At 72.8% G+C, this 22,877-nt stretch carries 22 protein-coding genes; 18 read left to right on the plus strand and 4 right to left on the minus strand.

The window, feature by feature from the left end:
- Positions 1-28: 28 nt before the first annotated feature.
- Positions 29-634 carry a pyridoxamine 5'-phosphate oxidase family protein gene (locus ACTWPP_RS03960; RefSeq protein WP_443102668.1) on the minus strand — a complete coding sequence of 202 codons (606 nt, stop codon included), beginning with the start codon at positions 632-634 and terminating at the stop codon, positions 29-31.
- 230 nt (positions 635-864) lie between these two features.
- On the opposite strand from ACTWPP_RS03960, the gene ACTWPP_RS03965 reads away from it, so the two are divergent.
- From ACTWPP_RS03965 to ACTWPP_RS03985, 5 genes are all read left to right on the plus strand, one after another.
- A complete protein-coding gene (locus tag ACTWPP_RS03965) occupies positions 865-1,638 on the plus strand; it encodes a helix-turn-helix domain-containing protein (RefSeq protein WP_443102669.1) in 774 nt (257 codons plus the stop codon).
- Between the two features lie 278 nt (positions 1,639-1,916).
- Positions 1,917-2,960, plus strand: a complete 1,044-nt coding sequence (locus tag ACTWPP_RS03970; protein WP_443102670.1) for an iron-siderophore ABC transporter substrate-binding protein — start codon at positions 1,917-1,919, stop codon at positions 2,958-2,960.
- Entirely contained in the window at positions 2,957-4,018 is a 1,062-nt protein-coding gene (locus ACTWPP_RS03975) for a FecCD family ABC transporter permease (protein ID WP_443102671.1), read from the plus strand. The genes ACTWPP_RS03970 and ACTWPP_RS03975 overlap by 4 nt, the downstream gene beginning before the upstream one ends.
- A complete protein-coding gene (locus ACTWPP_RS03980; RefSeq protein ID WP_443102672.1) occupies positions 4,015-5,064 on the plus strand; it encodes a FecCD family ABC transporter permease in 1,050 nt (349 codons plus the stop codon). The genes ACTWPP_RS03975 and ACTWPP_RS03980 overlap by 4 nt, the downstream gene beginning before the upstream one ends.
- Positions 5,061-5,948 carry an ABC transporter ATP-binding protein gene (locus ACTWPP_RS03985; RefSeq protein WP_443102673.1) on the plus strand — a complete coding sequence of 296 codons (888 nt, stop codon included), beginning with the start codon at positions 5,061-5,063 and terminating at the stop codon, positions 5,946-5,948. Before ACTWPP_RS03980 ends, ACTWPP_RS03985 begins: the two co-directional genes overlap by 4 nt.
- 334 nt (positions 5,949-6,282) lie before the next feature.
- On the opposite strand, the gene ACTWPP_RS03990 is transcribed toward ACTWPP_RS03985, so the two are convergent.
- Together ACTWPP_RS03990 and ACTWPP_RS03995 are read right to left on the minus strand one after the other, a co-directional pair.
- A complete protein-coding gene (locus tag ACTWPP_RS03990; RefSeq protein ID WP_443102674.1) occupies positions 6,283-7,254 on the minus strand; it encodes an LLM class flavin-dependent oxidoreductase in 972 nt (323 codons plus the stop codon).
- Positions 7,255-7,356: 102 nt separating this feature from the next.
- Complete coding sequence (locus ACTWPP_RS03995) at positions 7,357-8,316, minus strand: AraC family transcriptional regulator (RefSeq protein WP_443102675.1); 960 nt, start codon at positions 8,314-8,316, stop codon at positions 7,357-7,359.
- A 399-nt stretch (positions 8,317-8,715) separates the two neighbouring features.
- Between ACTWPP_RS03995 and ACTWPP_RS04000 the strand changes: the two genes are divergently transcribed.
- The 3 genes from ACTWPP_RS04000 to ACTWPP_RS04010 all read left to right on the plus strand — a co-directional run bounded on the left by ACTWPP_RS04000 (position 8,716) and on the right by ACTWPP_RS04010 (position 12,713).
- Complete coding sequence (locus ACTWPP_RS04000) at positions 8,716-9,552, plus strand: SAM-dependent methyltransferase (RefSeq protein WP_443102676.1); 837 nt, start codon at positions 8,716-8,718, stop codon at positions 9,550-9,552.
- Positions 9,553-9,871: 319 nt separating this feature from the next.
- Positions 9,872-11,374, plus strand: coding sequence for an MFS transporter (locus tag ACTWPP_RS04005; RefSeq protein ID WP_443102677.1), 1,503 nt, complete (start codon positions 9,872-9,874; stop codon positions 11,372-11,374).
- A 301-nt stretch (positions 11,375-11,675) separates the two neighbouring features.
- Positions 11,676-12,713, plus strand: coding sequence for a ketoacyl-ACP synthase III family protein (locus ACTWPP_RS04010; protein ID WP_443102678.1), 1,038 nt, complete (start codon positions 11,676-11,678; stop codon positions 12,711-12,713).
- A gap of 4 nt (positions 12,714-12,717) precedes the next feature.
- On the opposite strand, the gene ACTWPP_RS04015 is transcribed toward ACTWPP_RS04010, so the two are convergent.
- Positions 12,718-14,340: an AMP-binding protein gene (locus ACTWPP_RS04015; protein WP_443102679.1), complete on the minus strand. Its 1,623-nt coding sequence runs from the start codon at positions 14,338-14,340 to the stop codon at positions 12,718-12,720.
- Positions 14,341-14,490: 150 nt separating this feature from the next.
- On the opposite strand from ACTWPP_RS04015, the gene ACTWPP_RS04020 reads away from it, so the two are divergent.
- Genes ACTWPP_RS04020 through ACTWPP_RS04065 form a run of 10 tightly spaced genes read left to right on the plus strand, consistent with a single transcriptional unit; the run spans position 14,491 to position 22,730 of the window.
- Positions 14,491-15,372, plus strand: a complete 882-nt coding sequence (locus tag ACTWPP_RS04020; protein WP_443102680.1) for a sulfotransferase — start codon at positions 14,491-14,493, stop codon at positions 15,370-15,372.
- A 1-nt stretch (position 15,373) separates the two neighbouring features.
- Complete coding sequence (locus tag ACTWPP_RS04025) at positions 15,374-16,147, plus strand: SDR family NAD(P)-dependent oxidoreductase (RefSeq protein ID WP_443102681.1); 774 nt, start codon at positions 15,374-15,376, stop codon at positions 16,145-16,147.
- Positions 16,148-16,150: 3 nt separating this feature from the next.
- A complete protein-coding gene (locus ACTWPP_RS04030) occupies positions 16,151-17,080 on the plus strand; it encodes a phage major capsid family protein (RefSeq protein ID WP_443102682.1) in 930 nt (309 codons plus the stop codon).
- A gap of 17 nt (positions 17,081-17,097) precedes the next feature.
- Positions 17,098-17,916 carry a transketolase gene (locus ACTWPP_RS04035; RefSeq protein ID WP_443102683.1) on the plus strand — a complete coding sequence of 273 codons (819 nt, stop codon included), beginning with the start codon at positions 17,098-17,100 and terminating at the stop codon, positions 17,914-17,916.
- Positions 17,913-18,902: a transketolase family protein gene (locus ACTWPP_RS04040; protein ID WP_443102684.1), complete on the plus strand. Its 990-nt coding sequence runs from the start codon at positions 17,913-17,915 to the stop codon at positions 18,900-18,902. Before ACTWPP_RS04035 ends, ACTWPP_RS04040 begins: the two co-directional genes overlap by 4 nt.
- Entirely contained in the window at positions 18,877-19,044 is a 168-nt protein-coding gene (gene lysW / locus ACTWPP_RS04045; RefSeq protein ID WP_443102685.1) for a lysine biosynthesis protein LysW, read from the plus strand. Before ACTWPP_RS04040 ends, lysW begins: the two co-directional genes overlap by 26 nt.
- The gene (gene lysX / locus ACTWPP_RS04050; protein ID WP_443102686.1) at positions 19,041-19,898 is read left to right on the plus strand and encodes a lysine biosynthesis protein LysX; all 858 of its coding nucleotides are present in this window, start codon (positions 19,041-19,043) and stop codon (positions 19,896-19,898) included. The genes lysW and lysX overlap by 4 nt, the downstream gene beginning before the upstream one ends.
- Positions 19,895-20,902, plus strand: coding sequence for an N-acetyl-gamma-glutamyl-phosphate reductase (gene argC, locus ACTWPP_RS04055; protein WP_443102687.1), 1,008 nt, complete (start codon positions 19,895-19,897; stop codon positions 20,900-20,902). Before lysX ends, argC begins: the two co-directional genes overlap by 4 nt.
- Positions 20,902-21,702 carry a [LysW]-aminoadipate kinase gene (locus tag ACTWPP_RS04060; RefSeq protein ID WP_443102688.1) on the plus strand — a complete coding sequence of 267 codons (801 nt, stop codon included), beginning with the start codon at positions 20,902-20,904 and terminating at the stop codon, positions 21,700-21,702. Before argC ends, ACTWPP_RS04060 begins: the two co-directional genes overlap by 1 nt.
- Positions 21,699-22,730 (plus strand): M20/M25/M40 family metallo-hydrolase, encoded by a 1,032-nt coding sequence (locus ACTWPP_RS04065; RefSeq protein WP_443102689.1) that lies wholly within the window; start codon positions 21,699-21,701, stop codon positions 22,728-22,730. The genes ACTWPP_RS04060 and ACTWPP_RS04065 overlap by 4 nt, the downstream gene beginning before the upstream one ends.
- Positions 22,731-22,877 lie beyond the last annotated feature (147 nt).

Here is a 22,877-nt window from a genome sequence, read left to right on the forward strand (position 1 = left end):
GACCCGGGCCCGCTCGCCGGAACGAGCGTCAGTACCGGTTCGTTTCGGCGTCCAGGGCGAGGCCCTCGTCGATCGCCTCCGCGGAGTTCTCGATGCCCATGTGGTCCTTGGCGATCCGTCCGAGGGTGGGCAGGCTCTTGCGGTCCGGCCAGGTTTCGGGGTTCCAGAGCGACGAGCGGAGGAAGGCCTTCGCGCAGTGCATGTACAGCTCTTCGACGTCGATGAGGACCGCCAGCCGCGGACGCTTCCCTTGGACGGTCAGGTCGTCGAAGAACGGCGCGTCCGACACGAGCGTCGCGCGCCCGTTCACCCGCAGTGTCTCGTTCATTCCCGGCACGAGGAACAGCAGCCCGACGTGGGGGTTGTGCAGCACGTTGCGGAAGCTGTCGATCCGGTGGTTGCCGGGGCGGTCGGCGAGCGCCAGCCGGTGGTCGTCCAGGACCAGCACCGACCCGGCGGGGTCCCCCCGGGGCGAGACGTCGCAGGTCCCCTCCGAGTTCGAGGTCGCCAGCAGCACGAACGGCGAGTGCGCGATGATCGTGCGCGCGTGCTCGTCGATCCGGGCGATGTCCTTGTCCCAGAGGGTCTGCGAGGGTTCTTCGACGATCTCCCGGAGCTCGGCTTCGGTGCTCACCGTACGGATCTCAGAAGGATGCACCGTCCGAATATAAGGTAAACCTCACCAATAGGGCGCTTTGGGATGTTCGTTGCGGGGTCCGTGGAGCGTCCGGCGCTCAGGGGACGCGGCGAGGGACCACGCCACGGGGGAGCCGGCGCCGTGGCCGGAGGATCCCGTCAAGGCGCCGGGCTGTCGCCGCAGTACAGGGGTGAGGAATTGCCGCTCGTGCCCGACCGCGTACTCCCATGACGACGGAGAACCGCACGCTGCCCGCCCTCGCGGCGGGGCCGATCGAGATGCCGTCCGCGATCCTGAGCTGGAGCGAGGACTTCGCCCGCGACACCGTGTGGAACGAGCATTCTCACCCTTTCCATGAACTGCTCTGGAACGAGCGGGGCGCGTCCACGGCCGTGGTGGGGCCGCGGGTCTGGACGATCACCCCCGCCCTGGGCCTCTGGATGCCCGCGGGCACGCTGCACTCCGGCTCGGCGACCGCCGGCACCTGGTGCCGCGCCGGATTCTTCGGCTTCGGCGCCATGTCCTCGATCTCGTCCACACCCGTCGGGGTCGAGATCACGCCGCTGCTCCGGCTGCTGCTGGAGCGGCTCGCCGACACGGAGCTGTCATCCGGGTCGCGGGCCGTGACCGAGGCGATGGTGTTCGACGTGCTCACGCCCTCCTCGCGTGAACTCCTCGTGCAGATGCCCGTCTCCGATCTGCTGCGCCCGATCGCCGACGCGGTCCGGAGCGATCCCGGCGATCAGCGGACGCTGGCGCACTGGGCGTCTCACCTGGGTGTGAGCGCCCGCACGATCACCCGGGCGTTCAACGTGGAGACGGGCACCAGCTTCGCGCGGTGGGTCGCGGCGGTGCGCGCCCAGCATGCGGTCGAGTTGCTCGGCCGGGGCTGGGAGATCGACGCCGTGGCGGAGGAGGTCGGCTACCGATCGGCGAGTGCGTTCGGTGTGGCCTTCCGGCGGACGACCGGGCTGACTCCGGGGGCGTTCCGGGCGCGTTGAGTCATCGGGGCACCGAAGGCCGCCTTCCGGTGCGGCGCAGGGGTTGCGGATACGTCGCCGCCCTCGCGTCGGATGGTCTTCGCCCGGGTTCGATGTCCTGATCTCGATAACGGATGTCCCAAAAGCTTGATTGCGACATCTTGGGCATTCCTCTTAAGGTGCCACCAAGGCAAGCCTTACCTAACTAGATCTGGGCTTGCGGCCGTACGGTGTACCGCTCCACGGACGCCACCCGCGATCCAGACGTGCGACGGCCCGGCGCCAGAGGATCCCTGAACATGGAGCACGGATTGAAACGTCCACACAGCCTGCGCGTCCTCGCCGTCCTGGCGATCCTGCTGGGCGGCATCGTGGCCTGCGGCAACTCGCCGGAGAGCCGGGAGGTGAGCACGAGCGGCGGCTCGAGCGCCTTCCCCATGACGATCAAGCACGCACTGGGAACGACCACCGTCAAGGCCAAGCCGAAGCGGGTGGCCACGGTCAACTGGGCCAACCACGAGGTGCCGCTGGCCCTCGGCGTCGTCCCGGTCGGGATGGCCGCCGCGAACTTCGGCGACGGCGACGGCGACGGCGTCCTGCCCTGGGTGTCGGAGCGCCTGAAGGAACTCGGCGCCGAGACCCCCGTCCTGTTCGACGAGACCGACGGCATCGACTTCGAGGCCGTCGCCGACACGCGCCCGGACGTGATCCTGGCCGCCTACTCGGGCCTGACCCAGCAGGACTACGACACGCTCAGCGAGATCGCCCCCGTCGTGGCCTTCCCGGACGCCGCGTGGGCGACCCCGTGGCGCGAGATCATCCGGATGAACGGCAAGGCGATCGGCCTCGCCGCCGAGGGTGAGAAGCTCATCAAGGACATCGAGGGCGACATCGCGGCGGCCGTCGCGAAGCACCCGCAGCTCAAGGGCAAGTCGGCGATGTTCCTGGGGCACATCGACCCCAACGACGTGAGCGAGATCGGCTTCTACACGACGCACGACACCCGCACGCTGTTCTTCGAGGACCTCGGGCTGACGACCCCCGGCAGCATCGCCGAGGCGTCCAAGGGCACGCAGAAGTTCTCCCTGTCGCGGAGCGCGGAACAGATCGACGTGTTCGACGACGTCGACATCATCATCGGATACGGCGACGAGAAGCTGCTCAAGAAGATCAGCGAGGACCCGCTGCTGTCGAAGATCCCCGCCGTCGAGCGCGGCTCGGTCTACTTCCTGCCCGGGACCAAGCCGCTGGGCACCGCCGCGAACCCGACCCCGCTGTCGATCTCGTGGGTGCTGGAGGACTACGTCAAGGCGCTCGCCGAGGCCGCGGACAAGGTCAAGTGACGTCGGTCGACGCCGACCCGCCGGTCGACGCCGACCGCCCGCCGGACGCCGCCCTCGTGCGGCGTCCGGCGCGCGTCCGCGTCCTGTGGCTCCTCGTCACCGCCCTGGTCCTGGCCGCGCTCATGGTGGCCTCCGTCGCCTACGGGTCGCGGGACGTCGCCTGGTCCGACGTCTGGGCCGCGCTCGGCGGCGCGGACGACACCCTCGAACGGGCGGCCGTCACCAAGCGCATACCGCGCACGCTGCTCGCGGTGCTGGTCGGCGCCGCGCTCGGCCTCGCGGGCGGCGTCATGCAGGGCGTGGCCCGCAACCCGCTGGCCGACCCGGGCATCCTCGGCATCAACATGGGCGCGTCGCTCGCCGTCGTCACCGCCGTCGCGTACTTCGGGCTCACCTCGCCGACCGGGTACATCTGGGTCGCGATGGCGGGCGCCGCCGCCTCGGCCGCGTTCGTCTACACGGTCGGATCCCTCGGACGCGGCGGACCCACGCCCCTCAAGGTCACGCTCGCCGGCGCCGCCACGTCCGCGGCCTTCGCCTCCCTCGTCAGCGCCGTCGTCCTGCCGCGCAACGACATCGCCGGGGGCTTCCGGCTCTGGCAGATCGGCGGGGTCGGCGGCGCGTCCTACGAGCGCATCGGGCAGGTCCTGCCGTTCCTCGCCGCCGGCTTCGCCGTGTGCCTGCTGTCCGCGCGGGCGCTGAACTCGCTCGCCCTGGGCGACGAACTCGCGGCCGGACTCGGCGAGCGCGTCGCCGTCATCCGCACCACGGCCGCCCTCGGCTCCGTCGTGCTGTGCGGCGCGGCGACGGCCGTCGCCGGGCCCATCGGCTTCGTCGGGCTCGTGGTCCCGCACGCGTGCCGCCTCCTGGTCGGCGTGGACCACCGCTGGCTGCTGCCGTCCTCCGCCCTGGCCGGCGGGGCGCTGCTCACCGCCTCCGACGTCGTCGGCCGCGTCGTGGCGCGCCCCCAGGACATCGAGGTGGGCATCGTGACGGCGCTGATCGGCGCCCCGTTCTTCATCCACATCGTCCGCCGCCAGAAGGTGCGTGAGCTGTGAGCGCCCCCGCCCCCGCCCCCGCCGCCGTCCAGGCGGTCGCCCGCGGCCGCCGCCGGCGCGGCTCCCGGCGCCGCCTCGTCGCCGGGACCCTCGCGGTGCTCATCGTCGCCGGGTTCGCCGTGACGCTGATGGTCGGGCAGACGTTCTACCCGCCCGGCGACGTGGCCCGCGTCGTCCTCGGCGAGCAGGTGCCCGGAGCGTCCTTCACGGTCGGGCGGCTCCGGCTGCCGCGGGCCGTCCTCGCCGTCACCGCGGGGTTCGGCTTCGGACTGGGCGGCGTCACCTTCCAGACGATGCTCCGCAACCCGCTGGCCAGCCCCGACATCATCGGCATCAGCGCGGCGGCGAGCGCCGCGGCGGCCGTCGCAATCGTGACGCTGTCCCTCGGCGGCACCCAGGTGTCGATCTTCGCGATCGTCTCCGCCCTCGCCGTCGCCCTGCTGATGTACGTCCTGGCCTTCCGGGACGGTGTCGTCGGCACGCGGCTCATCCTGATCGGCATCGGGATCGCCGCGATGCTCCACAGCGTCATCTCCTACGTCCTGTCCCAGGCCGCCGCGTGGGAACACCAGGAGGCCATGCGCTGGCTGACCGGCAGCCTCAACGGCGCGACGTGGGAGCAGGTGCTGCCCGCCCTCATCGCCGTGGCCGTCCTCACCCCCGTCCTGCTTCCCCTGGCGCGCGACCTGTCGGCGCTGCAGCTCGGCGACGACACCGCCTCCGCCCTCGGGGTCCGCGTCGAACGCACCCGCGTCGCGGTGATCGTCGCCGCCGTCGGCCTGATCGCCTTCGCCACGGCGGCGGCCGGGCCGGTCGCGTTCGTGGCGTTCCTGTCCGGCCCCATCGCGGCCCGGCTCGTCGGCACGGGCGGCTCCCTGCTCCTGCCCGCCGGATTCGTCGGCGCCCTGCTGGTCCTCGTCGCCGACTTCGCCGGCCAGTTCGCGTTCGGCACCCGCTACCCGGTCGGCGTCGTCACCGGCGTCCTCGGGGCGCCGTACCTCGTCTACCTGATCGTCCGCACCCACCGGGCCGGAGGCTCACTGTGACCACGTCCCACTCCCTCGTGGCCGAGCACCTCACCCTCGGCTACGGCGACCGCGTCGTCGTGGAGTCCCTCGACCTGACCGTGCCGCCCGGCGAGATCACAGCGGTCGTCGGCGCGAACGCCTGCGGGAAGTCGACGCTCCTGCGCTCCCTGTCCCGGCTCCTCGCACCCCGCGAGGGCCGCGTCGTCCTGGACGGCAGGCAGGTGCACCGCACGCCCGCCAAGGAACTGGCCCGCACCCTCGGACTGCTACCCCAGTCGCCGGTCGCGCCCGAAGGCATCACCGTGCTCGACCTCGTCTGCCGCGGACGCCACCCCCACCAGGGCATCTTCTCCCGCTGGAAGGGCGAGGACGACGCCGCGGTCGCCGCGGCGCTGGAGGCCACGCGGACGACCGACCTCGCCGACCGTCCCGTCGACGAACTGTCCGGCGGCCAGCGCCAACGCGTCTGGATCGCCATGGCGCTGGCCCAGCAGACCGACCTGCTCCTCCTCGACGAACCCACCACGTTCCTCGACGCCAGCCACCAGATCGACGTCCTCGACCTGCTGACGGACCTGAACCGCACCCGCGGCACCACCATCGTGATGGTCCTGCACGACCTCAACCTCGCCGCCCGCTACGCCGACCACCTCATCGCGCTCGCCGACGGCCGCCTCCACGCCTGCGGCACCCCGGCCGAGGTCCTTACAGAAGAATGCGTCCGCACCGTCTTCGGCCTGGACTGCCGCATCATCGAGGACCCCGTCTCCGGCCGGCCCCTGATGCTCCCCATAGGCCGCCACCACGCCCGGCCCCACCCCGTCCCGGCCCCGGCCCACGCTCGGGAGGGCCGCCTCGGTCAGGACGCGGGCGTGAGGCGGACGGACGCCCCCGGAGGCTGAGTCATCGCCGGTCCGGCGCCGCCGGACCGAGCGCGAGCCCGCGATGCCGTGTTCGCCTGGGTCCCCGGAAATCGGGCAACTGACCGGCGATGAGTTCGGCGGCCCGCCGGGGTCGGCACCGAGAGCCTGAGGGGGAGCGATGTGCTGTGAGGACGATGGTGCTCCGCACCTGCCGCCGGCCGCGGTGCGACGCTGGCGCACGAGGTGCGTCTCGGGGAGACCGGAACCTGGCTGGCGGCCGCGGTGCACGGTGGCGACGGCGACCAGTACACGGTGGGCGCCCCCGTTTTCGCCCACACCACGTCGGCGCCTGGCCCCTTGCAGGTGCGGCGCGTCAGCTTCGGGCCATTGCGGCGAACGCCTCCAGTTCGCGGGGGACGTCCGGGCCCGCCGGCTGGAAGACGACCTCGGTGGCGCCGCCCTCCTCCAGCTGCGCGAGCTTCTCCCGCCACCCGGCGGGGCCGAGCGCCATGCCGAGCCCGTCCAGCAGCTCGCCGGTGACGAAGAGCCGGTCGCGTTCGTTGATGGCGACCAGATGGCCGTCATGCATCGCCAGGTGGCGATGCTCACGCGGTACCGCGTCGTAGGCGGCCGCCCATTCCCGCCCGCCGGGGATCAGGTCGAGCTGGTCGAACTCGGCGGCGAAGTGCAGCAGCACTCCCGCCGCATGCCCCGCCGCCGCCAGTGAACGTTCCGACCCGGGATCCTCGCCCTCGTCGAGCACGGTGCCGAACGTCAGCACCGCGCTCCAGTCGAAACCGGGCACGGGAATCGGCGCGCCGAACGCTCCGTCACCCACTTCCCGGGCCACCGCGAGGCCCTTGGGTCCCTGCGCGCCGATGAGGAACGGCACCTCGATGGGACGGGGCGGCGCGAAACCCTGATGGTGCAGCATTTCGATGACGGCGTCGTCCCAGCGCACCTGCTCGCCGCGCAGAAGCGCCTTGACCACGCGGACGTACTCGGCGACCCGCGCCCACGGCATCGGGCGTTTGCCGAGGGCGAGCCGTCCGGTGAACCCCGACCCGACGCCCACCGCGACGCGTTCCTGGCCGACCAGCGAGACAAGGGTGGCGATGGCGGCCGCGCTGACCATGGGGTGACGCAGCGCCGGGACCATGACGCCGGGGCCCAGGCCGATGCGGTCGGTGCGCTCTCCCGCCCGGCACAGCTGCGTCCACACGTCCGGATACAGGGCTGGGGAGTCGTAGAACCACGCGCGTTCGTAGCCGAGCTGGTCGGCGATCCTGGCGTGCTCGTGGCTGTCGAGGGAAGTGGCGAAGGCGCACGACATTCTCAGGGCCATCTGGGTCCTCCCGGCGTCGTTTTGACCGTGAAGTTACCTTGGAGTCGTCGTGCTCGCGTATACGCGCGCGCAAGGAAGTTTTCGTTACACGCGAAGGCCTGGTCAGCGGTCGCCTTCGTACCGCACGTCCCGCGGGCACTGCCCGTAGCGCCGGCGGAACGCGGTGCTCAACGCGCTCGCGGAGGAGAAACCCGACGCGTACGCCAGGTCGGCGATGGACATGTACTGGTACGCCGGGTTGCGCAGCCGTTGCTTGACCAGCCGCAGCCGCTCCTCGCGGATCAGGTCCCGCGGCGTGGTGCCGGCTTGCTGCAGGGCCAGCTGCACCTGCCGCAGCGACCAGCCCAGGTCCTGCGCCATCGTCGCGCCGGTCAGTTCCGGGTCGGCCGCGTGCCGCCGCACGTACCGGCGGACCAGCGACTCCACCTCGGCCAGATGGCCGGGGACGTCGGGACGGTCGTCGCCGACCGCCAGCATGCACAGCAGCTCGACGATCCGTTCGCAGACGGCGTCGAAATGGGGTCCGGTGATCCTGTCCTGCTCATGCGACAGGCCGGTCACCATGGCGTTCACCACATGTCCCAGCCCGGTCGTCAGGTCCAGCCCGGCGGCCAGCGGCGAGGTCCGGTTGAGGGGGTCGTCGATCTCCCGGGCGGGAATGGTCATGATGAACGCCCGTGTGGACGAGTCGTGCCGCAGCTCGAACGGCTCGCCGAGCGCGAACAGGGCGCCGCTGCCGGGTGTCAGCCGGGCCTCCTGGTCGTCCTGGCGCACGACCAGCTCTCCCTGGGCCGGCACCAGGAACCGGTAGTCCTCGTCGGGGTCCTGCCGCACCTGGCCGGGGGTCCGCACGTACCGGATCTCGTCCGACCAGAAATCGACGATCTGGTAGGAGTCGGTGCACTGCCGGATCGTCCCGCCGCGGAAACCGCCAGGCTGCACGAACCGGTAATCCAGCCGGCAGTGATAGGACGTGACGTGCTCACTCCAGAAGTCGGCGCGTTCCCCCGACCACAGCTCCGTGGTCTCGGCCGATTCCACGCGATAGGTTTCTCCAGCCACCGAAGCCACCTTTCACCACAGCACGCAACCGGCGATCACTCACCGTCGCTCCAGGCTAATGCGAACGGGCCTCTCCCGCTGGGGAATTCGCCGGGTTCTGCGCCATGGCGGCTTTTGTACGCGCAGACAATAAGTGCCACGCCGGTCGGTCCGTGCCCCTGTCCCGCCACGATCGCAGACCGGCCGGGCCCGGCCTGCGCCACCGCCGCCCCGACCTGGTCCTGATGTGGTCCATGTCCAGGCGACTCAGCACGACATTGCCGGTGTTCTGCGGGGCGGTCACTGACCTGCAGAAGCTTGCGCCCGATGAGAACGAGCCCTGCGCGCGTGCACAAGACCGCCGCCGGGCGCCGGTCTATCGTCGCCAGTGCCCCTCCTCGACATGGGAGAACACCGCAAATGAGTGGATCTCTCCAAACGCTCGATATCAGCGAAGACAGGTTCGTGCACTGGTCCGGCGACTCGCCCAACGTGGCCCGGTTCTACGACGCGATGCTGTCCGGCAAGGACAACTTCGCCGTCGACCGCGCCGTCGCCCGCGAGGTGGCGATGCTGGCTCCCGGCGTGCCGCGGCTGTTCCATGACAACCGGACCTTCGTGGCCCGAGCGGTGCGCCACATGGCCGACCAGGGGATCACCCAGTTCATCGATCTGGGGTGCGGGCTGCCCACCGCCGACAACACCCACCAGATCGCCCAGCGATGCGATCCGGCCGCCCGCGTCGTCTACATCGACCGCGATCCGGTCGTGGTGCTCCACGGCTACGCCTTCCTGGCCGACAACTCCCAGACGGCGGTCGTCGGCGCCGACGTCCGCGATCCCGGCCAGGTGTTCGGGGCCGTCGACGTGCGTCACCTTCTCGATCTGTCCCGCCCGGTCGGGGTCCTGCTCACCCTGACGCTGCACCACGTCCACGATGACGACGACCCGCACGGCCTCGTGCGGTCCTACATGGACCGGCTGCCCGCCGGCTCCATGCTGGCCCTCAGCCACTTCCACGCCGCGGAGACCGAGCCCCCCTTCGACGGCCGCGCCCGCGAAGTCGAACACCTCCTGCTCGCTGCTCTGGGCTCAGGGTGGTTCCGGTCCCGGGCCGCGATAGCCGCGTTCTTCGACGGCCTCGACATCGACCGGCACGGCCTTCGTCCTCTGGAGCACTGGGGCGGCCACCGCGTCGGCAACGGACGTCCCCACGGCTCCTCCATGGCGCTGTGCGGGCTGGCCCGCAAGCCCTGAAAGCCCGCAACCCCTGAGAGGCAGTCCGGGCAGGCCCGCAGCCGAGAAGGCCTGATGGCCGGCCGCCCGGGAGCGGCTGTGCCGTCGCGGGTGGCGGCGAAGCGGACCCTTGCCCGACGGGCCGGCCCTGGTGCCGGATGGCGTCGTCGGTTACCTTCCGCCCGAGCCCGCGTGACTGCGCACGCCATCGTGAGGACCTCATGCTCCCTGACAGTGCGTTCGACCGCCGTCCCGTGCCCCAGGGCACCGCCACCGCCGGCCACCGCGGGACACGGCCCGCCGTCACGTGTCCCGAGGACGATGCCCCGCGAGGCGCACGATGACGCGCCGGTCCCTTCCCGCGCGGCCTTGGAACCGGCGCCGGGAACACCGCGCGGCGAGGTCCGCCACCACACCCGGCGGGCACACGCCGGACGACGACGCCCCCACCGGAGGACTGGCGCTCGCGCTCCTGGCCACGTGCCAGCTCGTGCTCGTGGTGGACGCCTCCATCGTGAACATCGCGCTGCCCAGCATCCAGCGCGGCCTGGGCTTCACCGACGCCGGCCTGTCGTGGGTGGTCAACGCCTACACGCTCGCCTTCGGCGGCCTGCTGCTCCTCGGGGGACGGGCCGGCGACCTGCTCGGTCACCGGCGGGTGTTCTCGGCGGGCGTCGCCGTGTTCACCGCCGCCTCGCTGGCCGGGGGCCTCGCGACCACGCCGGGGTGGCTGCTGGCGGCGAGGGCCGCGCAGGGCGCCGGCGCCGCCCTCGCCGGGCCGGGGGCGCTCGCGCTCATCACCACCACCTTCGAGGACGGGCCCCGCAGGAGCCGCGCGCTCGCCGTCTTCTCGGTCGTCGGGAGCGCGGGCATGGTGGCCGGGCTGGTTCTCGGTGGGCTGCTGACCGCGTGGGCGTCCTGGCGCGCCGTCCTGTTCGTCAACGTGCCGGCCGGGGCGGCGATCGTCCTGCTCTCGCGGCGGGCCCTGCGCGAGTCCGAGGCCCGGGAGGGCCGCTTCGACATCGCCGGGGCGCTCGCCTGCACGCTCGGGCCGGCGCTGCTGGTCTACGGTTTCATCGGCGCCGCCGAGCGGGGCTGGTCCGGGGGCACGGTGAGCGCCTTGTGCGGGGCAGCGGTGCTGCTCGCGCTGTTACCTCTGATCGAGGCGCGGGCCCGGCAGCCCATCATGCCGCTGCGCCTGTTCGGCGACCGGGACCGGGTGGGCGCCTTCCTGATGCGGCTGCTCCTGACCTCGGCGATGAGCGGCATGCTGTTCTTCCTGACCCTCTATGTTCAGGGGGGCCTCGGGTACGGCCCGCTGGCGACCGGGTTCGGCTACCTGCCGACGACGATCACGCTCATCGCCGCCGGCCGGGCGGTGCCTCGGCTGCTGTCCCGGTACGGCCCGCGGCCGGTCATGGCGGCGGGCGCCGCGCTGTGCGCGGCCGGGATGGTGTGGCTGACACAGATCTCGCCGACCAGTTCCTACGTCACGATGATCCTGGGGCCGGTGCTGCTCTTCGGTGCCGGAACCGGGTTCGTGGCGGTGGCGGCGACGTTCGTGGCGATGGCGTCGGTCCCGCCGGGGGAGTCCGGCGCGACCTCGGCGCTGCTCCAGAGCATGCAGCAGATCGGCGGGTCGCTGGGCGTCGCCGTCCTGGTCATTGTGAACGGCGCCGCCGCGCACGACGCCTCGCCCGTGGACGGCATGCGGGGGGCGTTCACCGCGGGCGTGGTCTTCACCGTCGCCATGCTCGCGTTGGCGCTGCTCGCCTTCCGCCGTCCCTCCCGCGATCAGGGACGGACGGTGTCACAGATCTGGAGGCGCGGCCCGGAGAAGTAGCACCCGCCCCGCGCATCGGCGAGCCACGCCTCCTCCGGACGCGGCGGCAGTTTCGTCCAGAAATGTATTGGCGATATTCGCACATTCGGGTGCCCCGAAAAAGAGAGCGAGTCCGTTTGCGGGAAAGCCTCCAGAACGGAGGACGACATCCCGCCGAACCGACCATTTCGTACAAGGTGGCCGCACCGAGTGCCCTTTCGTCGTTCACCGCGCCTCCTGCGATGCCGGAAACGGTCCTCGCTCCCCGACAAAGATCAACATAGGGTGTCATTCATTCGCCGCCGTCACCTTGGAGGTCCGCATGCGCTGCGACGGTCTGTTCCTTGCCGGGTTCGCCCACCGGCTCCCGGGCGCCGTGGACGTGGACGGCGCGGTCGACGACGGCCGCTATGACCCGGCCGACCGGCGCGCCGACGCCTACTCCTCCGTCACCGTCGCCTCGGACGAGGCCCCGCCCGAGATGGCCGTCGCCGCGGCGCGGCGGGCGCTCGGCCGGGCGCGGACGCCGCCGTCCGATGTCGCGCTCCTCCTGCACGCCTCGGCGTGGTTCCAGGGCCTCGACTACTGGCCGGCCGCTTCCTACGTGCACCGTGAGGTCCTCGGGGACGCCGCCCGGCACGCGCCCGCGCTGGACGTCCAGCAGATGTGCGCCGGCGCCATGGGCGCGCTGGAACTGGCCGCCTCGTATCTGGCCGCCGACTCCTCCCGCCGGTCCGCCCTGGTCACGACCGCCGACCGGTTCGCGGACCCCGGCTTCGACCGGTGGCGCGGCGACGTGCGCGGCATCGTCTACGGGGACGGCGCCGCCGCCGCGGTGATCGGCCGGGAGGGAGCCGCCCGGCTGCTGGCGGTCTCGACGGTCGTGGACACCGGGCTTGAGGGCATGTACCGCGGCGACGAGCAGTTCGCCCCGGCCCCCGGCCGCCGGGTGGACGTGCGGGCCCGCCGCAAGGCGTTCGGCGCTCACGCGCGGCAGCTGGTGGGGAGCGTGGCGGCACGGACCACCTCCGGCCTGTCCGAGGCGGTCGGGCGGACGCTGGACGACGCCGGGCTCAAGCTCGGCGACATCGGCCGGTTCGTCTTCCCCAACGTCGGGCTGCACGTGCTGCGGACCCGGTACGCCGAGCCGCTCGGCCTGGACGTCGAGCGCACCACCTGGGAATGGGGCCGCCGCACCGGCCATGTCGGCGCGGCCGACCAGCTCACCGGGCTGACCCACCTGGTCGAGACCGGCCAGGTGGCACCGGGCGACCGGGTTCTGCTGGTCGGGATCGGCGCCGGATTCGCCTGGACGTGCGCCGCGGTCGAGATCACCGGCCGCCCCGGCTGGAGCCTCTGACGGATCACGCCGTCAGGCGCGCCCGCAGCGTCGTCTTCTGCACCTTTCCGGTGACGGTCTTGGGCAGCTCGTCCACCAGCTCCAGCCGTTCGGGCCAGTAGATCGGGGTCATCCCCGCCTCCTCCAGCATCTCCCGGATCCCGTCCAGAGTGACGGAGGAAGATCCCGCGGCCGGGACGACGACCGCGCAGATGATCTGGTCGGCGCCCTGCCGGACCGGCAGACCGATCACCGCCGCCTCGCCGACGCCCGGATGCCGGCAGATGGCCTGCTCCAGCTCGTTGTCGGGCACGAACAGGCCCTTGCGCAGGACGGTGTCCTTGGCCCGGCCGGTGATGCGGATACCGCCCCGGCCGTCCGGCCGGGCTAGGTCGTCGGTGTTGAACCAGCCGTCCTCGTCCAGGAGCGCCTGATACAGCTCCGGGCGCTTGAGATACCCCAGGCACTGTGTCGGGCCGCGCACCCACAGCACGCCCGAGCCGTCACGCTGGCCGGGGATCGGGTCGATGCGCAGCTCCATGTCGGACATCGGGCTGCCGTCGCTGTGGGCCGCCCAGTCGTCCGGATCGTCGGGACGGCTGACGGTGACCGCGCCGTTCTCCGACATGCCCCACAGCGAGTGCAGCCGCAGCCCGAACACCTCCTTGACCTCCTCGACGAGCACCGGCGGGATCGGCGCGGACCCGCTGACGATCGCGCGCAGCGCGCCGAGGTCGCGCGGCGCCTCGCGCTGGGCGTCCACCAGCGACCGCATGTAGGGCGGCGGGGCGTACACGTAGGTGACGCCGTGCGCGGCCAGCAGGTCGCGCGTCGGCGACCCGTCCTGGGAGTCCACGAACACGCTGGTACCGCCCAGTGACAGCGGCATCAGCATGCCGCGGACGAACCCCGTGTAGTGGGTGTTCCAGGCGATCATGGTGATCACGTCCGAGGCGTCCAGCGCGAACACCTCGGCCTCGCCGCGGATCGCCGCGTACAGGGTGTTCTGGGTGTGCACCACGCCCTTGGGCTCGCCGGTCGTGCCGGAGGTGAACAGCAGCAGGTACGGTTCGTCCGCGTCACGCTCGCGGCCGTCCAGTTCCGAGGCGCGGATCTTCTCCCAATGCGTGTCGAAGAAGTGTTCGTGCAGGTCGAGGGCACCCTCGGGTCGCGGTCCGCCGGACACGACGACGTGCTCCAGCGACGGCAGGCCGCCGGCCAGCCGCAGACCCAGCTCACCGAGCGCCACGCCGCCGTCCTCCGCCTCGGTGATCAGCACCCGCGCCTCGGTGAGGTCGAGCATGACCTCCAGCTCCCGCCGCCGGTAGATGGTCAGCAGCGGGCAGATCCGGGTTCCGGCGCGCAGGCAGCCCAGGGCGAGCGCGGCCAGCTCCCAGCCGTTGGTGAGCTGGACGGCCACGGTGTCGCCCGGCCGCAGGCCCAGCTCGGCCAGCGCGCCGGCGCAGCGGTCGGCCAGCCGGCTCAGCTCGGCGTAGGTCAGCACGGTGGTGCCGCCGCCGGCCCGGTGGGCGACGACGGCGGTCTTGTCCGGGTGTGCCGCCGTATGCCGGCGCAGGTCGTCGAGGAAGGTCTCGTTCCGCCACCAGCCGCCCCGGCGGTATTCGTGCGCGTTGGCGAACCCGGACATCCCGGCCCTCCGTCTGTCATGTCATGACGTCACAAAAAGAGGAATCAATCATGTTCTTATCTTGATGGTTACGTTTTACGCAAGATCATGTTTATATGTTGGCTGACCGACGTGCACCGGTTCCCTGGGGAGTCGTGGTCGCCTTTGAAGGTGCTTTACATCACCGGTTGGTGCCGCAGCGGCAGCACGATGTTGGGCGACGTCCTCGCCGAGGCTCCCGGCGTCGTCCACGTGGGCGAGTTACGTTTCCTCTGGCGGAACGGGGTGCTGGGCACGGGCAGCAACCGCCGGTGCGGGTGCGGCGTGACCCACCGTGAATGCCCGGTGTGGTCCAAGGTGCTGGAGGAGATCCGGCCGGCCGGGCGCTCCCTCGTAGAGCACGCCGCCGACGTCGTCGCGTGGCAGGAGGCGTACCGGACCCGGCATACCCGGAGGGTGCTGCGGGACCCGCCGCGCAACGGCTGGCCCGCCACGCTCGCCGCCGCCTACCACGCCATCGCCCGGGTCTCCGGCGCGCGGATCATCGTCGACAGCTCCAAGTACGCCTCCGACGCCGCGCTGCTGTCCACGCTGCCCGGGATCGAGGGCCGCTACGTCCACCTGGTCCGTGACCCGCGCGCGGTCGCCTGGTCGTGGCTGCGGCCCAAGGAGTACACCGGGTACCGCTCGGCCCTGAACAGCACGTTGCACTGGGTCGCCTTCAACCTGGCGGCCGACGCCGTCGGCCGCGCGCACCGGACGGACTCGCTGCGCATCCGATACGAGGCCCTCGCGGCCGGCCCGCGCGCGGCCGTCGACCGCATCCTGACGCTGATCGGGCACGAGGGGCCCAATCCCGTCACCGCCGATGGGACGGTCGAACTGACCGGCAACCACACGGTCACCGGCAACCCGAACCGTTTCGACCGCGGCCGGATCACCATCGGGGAGGACCGCAGATGGCACACCGCGCTGCCGCGTCACCAGCGTTTCGCGGCCACGCTGCCGGCGCTCCCGCTGCTGCGCCGGTACGGCTACGAGAGAAGGGCGTGACGTGGACCTCGGACTGACCGGAAAGGTGGCCCTGGTCGCGGGCGGCTCCGCGGGCATCGGCCTCGCGATCGCCCGCGACCTGGTCCGCGAGGGGGCCACGGTGTCGATCGCGGGCCGCGACTCGGGCCGGCTGGCCGAGGCCCGCGACGCGATCCGCGCGGACCTCGGCGCGCGGGTCGGCACCCGCGCGCTGGACGTGCGCGACACCGGGGCCGCACGCGCCTGGGTCGACGACACCGCGGCCGAGCACGGCGCCGCGCACATCATGGTCACCAACGCCGGGGGGCCGCCCGCGGGACCGACCGGCGCGTTCGGCCCGGACGACTATCGCGACGCGGTCGAGCTGGGCATGATCTCCCACATCGCTCTCGTCCAGGCGGCGCTGCCGCATGTGCGCGAGGCGGGCTGGGGACGGATCCTGATGGTCACCAGCGAGACGATCCGCGACATCATCCCCGCGTTCGCGCTGTCGGGCATCGCACGGTCCGGGCTGGCCGGCTACGCCAAGACGCTGGTCCACGAGCTGGGCCCCGGGGACATCACCGTCAACGTCCTCGCCCCCGGATACACCGCGACGGACGCGCTGCTGTCCGGGCTCACCGGCGAACCCGAGGCGGAGACCGCCCGGGTGGCGCGGCAGGCGGGCATCCCGCTCGGCCGGGTGGCCCGCCCCGAGGAGGTCGCGGCGGCGGCGGTGTTCCTGCTGAGCGCCCGCGCGAGCTTTGTCACCGGCACCGTCCAGGTCGTCGACGGCGGCCGTTCCCTGGGAGTGTGACCCGTGTCGGACGTGCGCATGATGCTGGACGACCCGGAGCTGACCCGGCGCAGCCCGGGCGAGGAGTTCGCCCTCGCCCACGCCCGGCACGGACCGGACGCCTCGGTCGCGCTGCGGGCCTCCATCAGTGACCTGTTCCCCCCGGCGAAGCGCCGTCCCCGCCTCACCGTCAGGCACCTGCTCCGCAAGGCCGTCGTGGACACCGACGAGGTCACCGTCTTCACCGAGCGGGCCGAGAACACCTCACCGGACGCCGCCGCCCCGGAATGGGAGTTCGAGGTGGGCGCGCGGACGGTGAAGACGCAGACGATCAGGGCGTCGGTGCCGGTCCCCGGGGAGATCCTCGCCGACCCGGCCGCGCTGGCCGCGTTCGTCGACTACCGCCTGCTCGTGCGGCTCGGCACGGTGGAGAACGACGTCCTGCTCAATGGAACAGGCGTGGTTGCCGGGGGGTGTGGGGGGTCGTCCCCCCACAGGGAGACGGGCATGGTTGCCGGGGGGTGTGGGGGGTCGTCCCCCCACGGGGAGACCGGCCCGATTCGCGGCCTGCTGCGTTCCCCGGGCCTGCGGCGCCGTCCGGACGCCGCGGACGAGTCGGTCGCCGCCGCGCTGCTGGCGACGGCGGCGCTGTGCGAGTGGTACGGCGGGTCGGCCGACGGGATCGTCATGCACCCCGACGACTGGTGGCCGCTCGTGGCGGACGGCGCCTTCCTGGAACGGCTCGCCGTCCAGGGCGTCAAGGTCAGCCGGACCCGCATGGTGCCCTCGGGGACGGCCCTCGTCGGCGACTTCACCGCCGCCGCGACCCTGCTGGACCGCCGCTCCTCGACGATCCGGCTGGACGGGGACACGCTCGTGGCCGAGATCCGCGAGGGGCTCGCCGTGCATCTGCCGGGGCATTTCGTGCTGACCTCCCTTCCGGGCCGGCGCTGATGGACGGGCCGGCACCGATGGATCCGCCGGCGGACCTGCCGGAGATCGCCCACCGGGTACGCGAGCACATCGTGGGGATGTGCGCCGGGCCGGAGGGCGGTCATCTCGGCGGGTCGATGTCGCTGGTCGAGGTCCTCACCGTCCTCTACTTCGAGGTGATGCGGATCGACCCGTGCCGGCCCGGCGCGCCGGGCCGCGACATCCTCGTCCTCAGCAAGGGCCACGGCGCCATCTGCCTGTACGCCGTGCTGGCCGAACGCGGCTTCTTCCCCGTCGCGGAGCTGGCGGAGTACGCCCGGCCGGGCAGCAGGCTGATGGGCCACCCGACCCGTGCGGTGCCCGGGGTGGAGATGCCGACCGGATCCCTCGGCCACGGGCTCGCCCTCACCAACGGGTTCGCGCTCGCCGACCCGGACCGCCGCTGCTTCGCCGTCATGGGCGACGGGGAGCTGCAGGAAGGCGCGGTCTGGGAGGCCGCCATGGCCTCCGCCGCGCTCCGGCTTGGCAACCTGACGGCCGTCGTCGACCGCAACGACCTGCAGATCACCGGCCCCACGGAGGACGCGATCGGCCTGGAGCCGCTGGCGGCGCGCTGGCGCAGCTTCGGCTGGTCGGTGCGCGAGGTGGACGGCCACGACTTCGGCGCGCTGCGCGAGGCGCTCACCCGCGACGGTGAGGAAGGGCGTCCGGTGGCGGTCATCGCGCACACCGTCAAGGGACGGGGGCTGCCGTCGATCGAGGCCACGACCCGGAGCCACTACGCGAGGCTGAGCGGCCGCCAGGCCGAACGGTCCCTCGCCGTGCTGCGCGCCCGGCGCAGGCGGGCCGTCTCATGACGGGCGACGACCCCGCCGCCCGCCCGCGGTCCGCGCGGGAGGTGTACCGCGACCTGCTGCCGGAACTGATGCGCGCCGACGACCGGCTGTACTGCCTGGACAGCGATACCGGGCTGTTCGACGCGGAGGCCTTCGCCGCCGTCGCCGGCCGCTACCTCAACCTCGGCATCGCCGAGCACAGCCTGATGGGCACGGCCGCGGGCCTGGCCGCCAGCGGGAACGTGCCGTTCGTCACCGCGATGGCGACCTTCGCCGCCACCCGGGCGCTGGAGGCCATCAAGATCGACATCGCGTACAACGCGCTGCCCGTCCGCATCGTGGCCACGCACGGCGGGCTGGCCGCGGGACACCTCGGCCCGACCCACCACGCGCTGGAGGACCTGGCCGTGATGCGGACGCTGCCCGGCTTCACCGTGGTCGTCCCGGGCGACGCGCGGCAGGCGGGCGAGGCGGTCCGGCAGAGCGTGGCACCGCCCGGGCCCGTCTACATCCGGCTCGGCCGCTCTGCCACCCCCGACCTGGACGGCGGCCCGTTCGAGATCGGGAGGGCGCAGTGGGTCCGGCCCGGCGGGGACGTGGCGATCATCGCCTGCGGGCCGCATCCGGTGCTGGCGGCGACGCGCGCCGCCGACCGGCTGGAGGAGCACGGCGTTCAGGCCGCCGTGCTCAACCTGCACACGCTGCGCCCGTTCGACGTGGCGTCCGTGGTGGCGGCGGCCGAGGGCGCCGCGGGCGTCGTCACCGTCGAGGAGCACTGGCGCTCCGGCGGCCTCGGCGGCGCCGTCGCCGAGACCCTGGCCGAGCACGCGCCCGCCCGCGTTTCCCGGATCGGCATGCCCGACGCGTTCGCCGAGGGGGCGGGGAACCAGGACGACCTGCTCGACCGGTACGGCATCACGGCCGGCGCGGTCGTCGCCGCGGCACTGAACCTGACCAGCGGAACCCATGGAGGTGGCAGACATGACCCAGGCCTGTCCCGAGTGTGAGGGCCCGGTCGAGCTCGCCGAGCCGGTCCGGCTGAGCGAGATCGCGCAGTGCGCCGACTGCTCCAGCGAACTGGAGGTGGTCGGCCTGGACCCGGTGACCCTCGCGCTCGCCCCCGAGATCGAGGAGGACTGGGGCGAGTGAGGCCGGTGGCCGTGCTGGCCTCCCGGGTGCGGTACGAGGAGAAGCGCATCTTCGCCGCGCTGGAGCGCCGCGGGGTTCCGTACGCGCACGTGGACACCCGCCGGTTCGGCGCCGAACTGGGCGGCGGGACGGCGGCGGGCGGCGGGCCCGGATACGCGGCGGCGCTCAACCGGGAGATCTCCCAGAGCCGCGGCCTCTACGCGTCGCTGCTCCTGGAGGCCCGCGGCGTGCCGACGGTCAACCGGTCGGATGTGATCACCGTCTGCGGCGACAAGCTGCGCACCTCGCTGGAGCTGGAACGCGCCGGGGTGCCCGCCCCCCGCACCGCGGTCGCGCTCACGCCGGAGGAGGGCGCCGAGGCCGCCGAGCGGCTGGGCTTCCCCGTCGTGATCAAACCGGTGACGGGGTCCTGGGGACGGCTGGCCGCGGCGGTGCACGACCGGGCGACGGCCGAGACCGTCCTGGAGCACCGGGCCGCCCTGCCCTCACCGCTGCAGCACATCGTCTACCTGCAGGAACTGGTCGACAAGCCGGGCCGTGACATCCGGGTGATCTTGACCGGCGGCACGGTGGTGGGCGCGACGTACCGCTACTCGGACGGCTGGCGCACCAACACCGCGCGGGGCGCCCGCTCCGCGCCGTGCCCGCTCACGCCCGAGCTGACCGAGCCGGCGATCCGCGCCGCGCGGGCGGTGGGCGGCGGGGTGCTGGGCGTCGACCTGATCGAGGGGCCCGAGGGGCCGCTCGTGCTGGAGGTCAACCACAACGTCGAGTTCCACGGGTTCCAGGACGCGCACGGTGAGGCCGTGGACGTCGCGGACGCGATCGTCTCCCACGTCCTGGAGACGGCGTGATCCGGGTCAGCGTCATGGGCGCCGCCGGGTACCTGGGCGGCGAGCTGCTGCGGCTGCTCATCGGCCATCCGGGGACGGTGGTCGCCCAGGCGGTCTCGACCCGCTTTCCCGGCCGCCGCGTCGACTCCGTCCACCCCAACCTCCGGGCCCGGACCGACCTGCCGTTCAGCGCGCCGGACGACCTGGACGCCTGCGACGTCCTCCTGATGGCCACCCCGCACAAGGCCACCATGACCCTGCTGCCCGAGGTGAGGGGACGGGCCGGGACGGTCATCGACCTGTCGGGCGACTTCCGGACCCCGGACCCCGCCGTCTACGAGCGGTACTACGGCGTCCCGCACGTCGCGCCCGAGCTGCTCGGCGAGTTCGTTCCCGGCGTTCCCGAGATGTTCCGCGCCGAGCTGGCCAAGGCCGACCTCATCAGCGTGCCCGGGTGCACGGCCACCGCGTCGATCCTCGCGCTGCTCCCCCTGACCGGGCTGATCGGCCCGGACGTCCAGATCGACGCCCGCACGGGATCGAGCGGGTCGGGCGCGCTCGCCGGGAACGCCAACCTGCACGCCGAACGCAGCGGGGCGATGCGGGTGTTCGCCCCGGTGCGGCACCGCCACGAGACGGAGGTGTCGCGGCTGACCCGGCTGAACGCGCGGATGACCGCCACCGGCGTCGAGGCCGTGCGCGGTGTGCAGGTCGTCTGCCACGCCACCGGTGCGGCCACCGAGAAGACGCTCCGCCGGGCCTACCGCGAGCGCTACGCCTCCGAGCCGTTCGTCCGGGTCGTCGCGCACCGCACGGGCACGCACCGGCTGCCCGATCCGAAGCTGCTGTCCGGCTCCAACTACTGCGACGTCGGCTTCGCGGTGGACGGCGACCGGATCACGGCGATCGGCGCGCTGGACAACCTCGTGAAGGGCGGTGCGGGAGCCGCGGTGCAGTGCCTCAACATCCGCACCGGCCAGCCCGAGACCCTGGGCCTGGGGTTCCCCGGCCTGCACCCGATCTGATGGGCGTCACCGTGGTCAAATGCGGCGGCGCGGTCCCCGCCGAGGCGGTGTGCGCAGACCTGGCCGGTCTCGCCGGGCGGGTGGTCCTCGTCCACGGTGGCGGCGCCGAGATCGACCGGCTCGCCCACGAGCTGGGCGTACCTCCCCGCACCCTCGTGTCGCCCAGCGGCGTGACCAGCCGCCACACCGATCCGCCCATGCTCGACGCGGTCACCCTCGCCCTCACCGGCCGGGTCAAACCGCGGCTGGTGCGCGCCTTGGCGGCGGCCGGCGTCCCGGCCGCCGGGCTGACGGGCCTCGACGGCGGGCTGCTGCGGGCGCGGCGCAAGACCGCGCAGCGCACCGTGCGGGACGGCCGCACCGTCATCGTCCGGGACGATCACAGCGGCCGCCTCACCGGCGTCCGGCCCCGGCTGCTGCTCGCGCTGCTCGGCGCCGGGTTCGTCCCGGTGGTGTCACCGCCCGCCATCGGCGAGGACGGCGCGCCCGTGAACGTGGACGCCGACCGGGTCGCGGCGGCGGTGGCGGGCGCGCTCGGCGCCGAACGGCTCGTCCTCCTCACCGCGGCGCCGGGCCTGCTGCGGGACGCCTCGGACGAGGACACGCTGCTGGACCACTGCGTGCTGCCTCCCGGCGGCCCGATGCCGCACGCGGTGGGCGGCGGCATGCATCGCAAGCTCATCGCCGCCCGCGAGGCCCTGCTCGCCGGCGTCTCCAGGGTGTCGGTCTCCGATGGGCGGGTACCCCGTCCGGTCACCGCCGCCCTGGACGGCGCCGGCACGAAACTGGAGATCACATGAGCGCACCCGTCGACCTCCTGCACGCCATGCTGTCCATCCCCTCGCCTTCCGGCCGGGAGGACGAGCTGGCGCGCTTCCTGGAAAAGGCCATGAACGACCTCGGCATGGCCGCCCGCCGCGACGAGGCCGGCAACGTGATCGGCGACATCGGGGCCGGGAACGGCCCGGTGGTGATGCTCCTGAGCCATCTCGACACCGTCGACCGGCCGCTGCCGGTGCGGCGGGACCGAGACCGGCTGGCCGGCCGGGGGGCCGCCGACGCCAAGGGACCGCTCGCGGCGATGATCAGTGCGGCGGCGGCCCGGCCGTCGTTCCCCGGGACGATCCGGGTCGCCGGGGCGGTCGAGGAGGAACGGCTCTCCCGGGGCGGCGAGCATCTGGCACGTACGGTCCCGCCGCCCGACGCGCTGCTCATCGGCGAGCCGAGCGGCTGGTCCCGGGTGGTGCTCGGCTACAAGGGCAAGATCGACATCGGGTACCGGGTGACCCGCCCCGCGACCCACTCCACCAACCCCGTCGCCAAGGCCGGCGAGGTCGCGGTGGCCTTCTGGCACGACCTGCTGGAGGCTCTCGGCCCCGACCGCGACCACGGCGCGTTCGGCCGTCCCGCCGCCACCCTGCGCGGAATCCACGGTGACCCGACCGAGGCCAGGCTCGACATCGACTGCCGGATCCCGCCCGGGTTCGACGCCGGGGCCCTGGCCGAGCGGCTGCGCCTCCGCGCGAACGGCGGCGAGGTCACCGTCGTCCGGCACGTCCCCGCGGTGCGCCGCGCCCGCTCGGACCCGGTCGTGCGCGCGGTCACGGCGGCCATCCGGCGGCACGGCGGGACACCCCGGCCGACCGTCAAGACGGGCACCTCCGACATGAACACCGTGGCGCCCCACTGGAACGTGCCCATGGCGGCGTACGGCCCGGGCGACGGCTCCCTGGACCACGCCGACGACGAGCACATCGAGATAGGCGAGTACCTGAAGGGCATCGACGTGCTCACCACGACGCTCGACGAGCTGGCCACCGCGCTGTGATCGGTCATGCGGCCGGCCGTGGCGTCGAGCTGCACGAAAGGAAAGCCGACATCGGGAGGGCCGCCGCGGCCGGGTTCCGTGCCGGCGCATCGATCGCCGGCCGCTCACCCGGCTGTGGAAGCCGCGTACCAAGGGCCGTAGCGGTGC

This window comes from Actinomadura sp. 3N407 (assembly GCF_052245875.1).
Lineage (GTDB): Bacteria > Actinomycetota > Actinomycetes > Streptosporangiales > Streptosporangiaceae > Spirillospora.